The following is a 4,741-nucleotide window of genomic DNA, read 5'->3' as shown; positions in this document are numbered from 1 at the left end:
GTGCCGGTGTCGGCGGCGTGCATTCAAGACAGCGAACGTACGCCCCGGTCAGGGGCGTCGAAGCGGCAAGAGCATGCCCGGTGACGCCCGCCGGATGCAATCCGTGGGAGCCGCCCGGGTGGCCCTGCTGGCGGCCCTGTCGGGGCGCCAGCAGAGCGTGGATCAGCGCACGGTGTTGCTCAGAACTGCAGTTGCAGGCCCGCCGTGGCCAGGTCCAGGTCGGCCTCGGCGTGGTCGCCGTCGAGCCTGTAACGGGTGTATTCCAGGCGCAGGCTGAGATTCGGCACCAGCCCGACGTTCAGGCCTGCACCGTACAGCCAGTCGTTGCCGTCGATGTCGGCGTCGAAGCCCAGTGGACCGTCGGCCTGTGCGTCCCACCAGACCCGGCCGCCCTTGGCGTAGACCTCGAGGCGATCTGTCAGCGGGGCTGCCAGGAGCGCCGAGGCGGTGTAGCCGTGGCCGTCGATCTCGAAGCCGTTGTCGTTGTAGTCGGGCAGCTCCAGATAGCCGGCCTCCAGGCCGAGCCACGAGGTCACCATGACCCCGGCGAAGGCCTGCCAGGTGGTGCGGTCGTCGTCGAAGTCGCTCAGGTCGCCGGTGCCGATGTCGTTGTCACGTACCTCGGCATCGTCGATCTTGGCAAAGCTGGCGCCGGCGCCCAGGTAGGCCTTTGGGCCAAGCCAGTCATCGTTGCCGGTGGCGGCTGCCGCCGGCACGGTTGTCAGGCTCGCCACGCCGAGGGTGCCGGTGGCCAGGAGAGTCGATAAGAACGTTGCGCGTTTCATGTCTGCTCGGACTCCTATCTGTTCAAAGTGGGGCAGGTTGCAGTCGCCGTGGCGACCGGTCGTTTGGCCCGGCCCGTCGCTACGGGGTCGCGTGGCGCGTCTGGCAGCGGCGGGTTCGTGTCACAGTGTGTCGGTGCCAACATGGCACTTTCACGACACAACACGAGCAGGAGAATCGCCATGCCCGAGAACGCCGATTACGTGAACGAAGTTCGCTACAAGATGGGCGAAGCCAAGATCGCCGAACTGTCCAACGGACCCAGCCTGACCGGTTCGGTGATGGACACCCTGAACAACGTGGCGCCCCACATGGCACGTCAGGCCATGGAATTCGTGCTCGGAGATGTGCTGTCGCGCCCGGGTTTGGATCCGAAGACGCGCGAACTGCTGAACGTGGCCGTGCTCACGGCCATCGGTGCCGAGTTGGAACTGAAGCTGCACACGCACATTGCGCTCAATGTCGGCTGCACGCGTCAGGAGGTGGTGGAGGCGGTCTCGCAGCAGGCCGTCTACGTCGGATTTCCGATTGCCATCAATGGCATCAAGGCGCTGGAACAGGTGTTCCAGGAGCGCGACGCGCAGGGCGTCAGCAATTAGTCGGCCGGCGCCACCTGTGTCCGTAGGGTGCGTGCCGGCGCGCAGCCGCGCCGGCGCCTACCAGGCGGGGACGCCGAACCAGGCCTGGTGATACACCAGCGTCAACACGAACAGCCCGAGGGCCGCCAGTACGGCGATCCAGTTGATTTCGCCGGGCACCAGCCGGTTGCGACCCTGCGCGATGGCCACGAACGGCAGGTACGAGGTCTGGCGGGCAAACGCCTCCCAGGCCGCGCCGTAGCGACGACGGTACTTGCGGTCCAGGTTCAGCGGCGCGACCAGGCCCTGGAAGGCGAAGCTGCCGAACAGCAGGTGCGAGGCCCAGTCCCCGTTGACCAGGAAATGCGCCAGCCCCCACAGGCCCAGGCCGAACAGGCCGGCGTGCCGCGTGATGCGCACCATGCCGCGCGCCTGCACCTGGTCCGGCGGCACGCGGCCGAGGGTCGTGGGGTTCCTGTCGGTGAGGCTGGCCGCGAACAGCACGAAGGCCAGCGCCATCAGGCCCCAGCTGAGCGGCTTCAGGCCCGCCGCCGTCCCCCAGGTGGCAACGTACGGGGCGTGTGCGTAGGCCCAGCCCATCCACACGATGCTGACGGTGATGATCAGTGCGAAGCCGGCCTTGAACGGTGCCTCGCCGGTGCGGGCGACGATCGTCTCCCGCAGTGGGCTGCCGGAAATGATCCAGTGCATGCCAAGGAACAGCGCCGTGGCGGCAATGAGTGAACCCATGACCTCTCCTCCCTGAGAGCCGGCGACCGCGGGGCGGTCATCCGGTCATTGTGCCGCAGTGGCATTGCCGTGGCAGGTGGCGGCCGTCGCGGGTCGGGGCGTTCGGCGGGTCACGCCGACAGCGCCGGTTCACTGCCTGTGGCGCCGGTGTGCTGGCTCCTTGCGGATGATGGGCGCGCCCGCGCGGTCGGCGACACATGGTTCGAGCGTGGCGTGTTCGACGTGGAAGCGCCGGTGCAGCACCTCACGCACCCGATGCTTGAGGTGCTCGAACGCCGCCAGGTCGTCCGCTTCCGGCACCAGGTGCGCCTCCAGCGCGCGGCGGTGTTCGTCCAGGCTCCAGATGTGCACGTGGTGAATGTCGCGTACGCCCGGGGTGGCGCGCAGGGCCGCCACGATGGCGTCGAACTCCAGGTCGTCCGGCGTCGCACCCATCAGCAGGCGGACGGTCCGCGGCAGCAGGCCCGCGGCCTGGTAGATCACGTAGCCCGAAATGGCCACCGTCACCAGCAGGTCGGCGACGATGAGGTCGTACAGCAGGATCAGCGTGCCGGCCGCGATCACGCCCAGGGACGCCAGCGCATCGGTCACGTTGTGCAGGAAGGCGGCCTGGACATTCAGGCTGTGTCGCGCGCCGCCGGCGATGATCCAGGCCGTGGCCGTATCCACCGCCAGGGCCACCCCCGCCACGATCACCACCGGCCAGCCCTGCACCGGTGTCGGCGACATGAAGCGGCCGATGGCTTCCACCAGCAGGTAGCCACCCACCAGCAGCAGGGCGGTGACGTTGATCAGCGTTGCCACCAACTCGGCGCGCTGGTAGCCGAAGGTCATCAGCCGGTCTGCCGGCCGGCGCGCGATTTTCTGGGCCAGCAGTGCGATGCCCATGGACGCGGCGTCCGACAGGTTGTGCAGCGCGTCTGCGATCAGGCCCAGGGAGCCCGACATGACGCCGGCGGCCACCTGCACCACGGTCAGCAGAACGTTGATGACGATGGCCCATGTCAGGCGCCGATCGCTCATCGGGCCGTGGTGGTGATGGTGGTGGTGTGAGTTCATGCGTGCGGCGTGTGACACCGTGACCGGGGCCACACAGGATAGTCGCAGCGTCGCGATCTGCCGCGGGCGGCAGACGCGCGCCGTCCGTCGGGGGCTCAGAACTTTTGCGGGCGCAACACCTGCACGTCGCTCAGAAACATGGACAGCGCGAAGTTCGCGGCGTACTGCTCGAGCACGTGGCTGGCCAGGGCCTCGATGACCGCTTCATCGGCGACCACCTTGAACTCGATCATGCGGTCGACGTCCCAGGCACCCTCCTTCACGCCGTGTTCACCTCCCCCGCGCACCTCGCTGGTGGTGTAACCGTGCGCACCGTAGTGGCGGGTGTGTTCGATCAGTCGCGACTCAAGCACGGCCTCGGCGATGATGGTGAGCTGGCGTTTCGGGTAGGTGTTCAGTGTCATGACTTATCCTCCCAGCGCGGTGGCGATGCGCCAGTACAGCGGGATGCCGACCGCGACGTTGAAGGCAAAGGTGATGCCCAGTGCAGCCGCAATGCCCAGGGCCGGGTTGGCTTGCGGCACCGCCACACGCATTGCTGCCGGGGCGGCAATGTAGGAAGCGCTGGCGCCCAGCGTGCCCAGCAGGGCGGCGCCAGCGGCGCTGAGGCCGAACGCGTTGCCCAGCCCGATGCCCGCCATGGCCGCGGCGACGGGAAATGCCACGCCAAAGGCGGCCAGGCGCCAGCCGGCGTTCTTGATGTCGGGCCACTTGCCGGCGACGATCAGGCCCAGTTCCAGAAGGAACAGCGCCAGCGCGCCCTTGAACAGGTGTTCGAACATCGGCGCGATGGGTGCCAGCGCCTGCTTGCCGAACAGCGCGCCGATGGCCAGGCCGCCGAGCAGCAGCACCACGCTCTTGCCGCGCAATGCCTCGACCAGTGCGCCGGACCATGAGCTGTGCCCGAGCGGGGCACCGCTGTCAGGGCCACTGATGCGCTTGGCCAGCAGCACGCCGACGAGGATGCCCGGGACTTCCATCAGGGCCAGAAACAGCGTCAGCTCAGGCTCTGGCTCGACGCCCTGGCTGCGCAGCGCATTCAGGCCCACGGCGAAGGTGACCACACTGACCGAGCCGTAGTGGGCTGCCACCGAAGCGGCGTCCGCGGCACCCAGGCGCACGAGCCGCTGCAGCAGCGGATAGGCCACGGCGGCCAGGGCGGCGCCGAACGCCATCACCGCCAGCGCCTGCCACAGCAGTTTCGTCTGCCAGTCGGCCGCCAGGGCCATGCCACCTTTCAGACCGATGGCGAGCAGCAGATAGATGGTGAGCGTCTCGTACAGCGCCTCGGGCATGCGCAGATCGCTGCGGATCGCACGGGCGAGAATGCCGAGAATGAAGAACGCGACGACGGGGTCCATGGAGGGCGGTGGCCTGCAGTGGGGGCGACGGTCGCAGATGGTAATGGTCGGGCGGCCCGAAATATCGGCCTGAACGCGAGGAATTTTGCGGGTGCGGGGTTGCCGTGGAGCGGCCGGCGATCGCCGGCGTCGGCAGTGGCCGCGCTGTCGGGCGGGGGGAGTGCGTACTGCGTCGGGCGTGGAGCGGGGAAGAAGGCGGGCCGTCAGTGC

Annotated in this window: 6 protein-coding genes; 1 reads left to right on the top strand and 5 read right to left on the bottom strand. The window is 68.3% G+C overall.

Annotated features, from left to right (window positions below):
* Window positions 1–179: 179 nt before the first annotated feature.
* Window positions 180–785 carry an outer membrane beta-barrel protein gene (locus tag ABYX71_RS10545; RefSeq protein ID WP_372696457.1) on the bottom strand — a complete coding sequence of 202 codons (606 nt, stop codon included), beginning with the start codon at window positions 783–785 and terminating at the stop codon, window positions 180–182.
* Window positions 786–965: 180 nt separating this feature from the next.
* Here ABYX71_RS10545 and ABYX71_RS10540 point away from each other — a divergent pair, with 180 nt between their 5' ends.
* Window positions 966–1,382, top strand: a complete 417-nt coding sequence (locus tag ABYX71_RS10540) for a carboxymuconolactone decarboxylase family protein (protein WP_372696456.1) — start codon at window positions 966–968, stop codon at window positions 1,380–1,382.
* 57 nt (window positions 1,383–1,439) lie between these two features.
* On the opposite strand, the gene ABYX71_RS10535 is transcribed toward ABYX71_RS10540, so the two are convergent.
* The 4 genes from ABYX71_RS10535 to ABYX71_RS10520 form a co-directional block, all read right to left on the bottom strand.
* On the bottom strand, window positions 1,440–2,111 hold the full coding sequence (locus ABYX71_RS10535; protein ID WP_372696455.1) for an NnrU family protein: 672 nt from the start codon (window positions 2,109–2,111) through the stop codon (window positions 1,440–1,442).
* A gap of 129 nt (window positions 2,112–2,240) precedes the next feature.
* Window positions 2,241–3,170, bottom strand: a complete 930-nt coding sequence (locus tag ABYX71_RS10530) for a cation diffusion facilitator family transporter (protein WP_372696454.1) — start codon at window positions 3,168–3,170, stop codon at window positions 2,241–2,243.
* 95 nt (window positions 3,171–3,265) lie between these two features.
* A complete protein-coding gene (locus ABYX71_RS10525; protein WP_372696453.1) occupies window positions 3,266–3,574 on the bottom strand; it encodes a P-II family nitrogen regulator in 309 nt (102 codons plus the stop codon).
* A 3-nt stretch (window positions 3,575–3,577) separates the two neighbouring features.
* Entirely contained in the window at window positions 3,578–4,531 is a 954-nt protein-coding gene (locus tag ABYX71_RS10520; protein ID WP_372696452.1) for a sodium-dependent bicarbonate transport family permease, read from the bottom strand.
* Window positions 4,532–4,741 lie beyond the last annotated feature (210 nt).

This window comes from Immundisolibacter sp. (assembly GCF_041625615.1).
Classification (GTDB): Bacteria; Pseudomonadota; Gammaproteobacteria; order Immundisolibacterales; family Immundisolibacteraceae; genus Immundisolibacter.
This window is presented reverse-complemented; position numbering and strand designations above follow the sequence as displayed.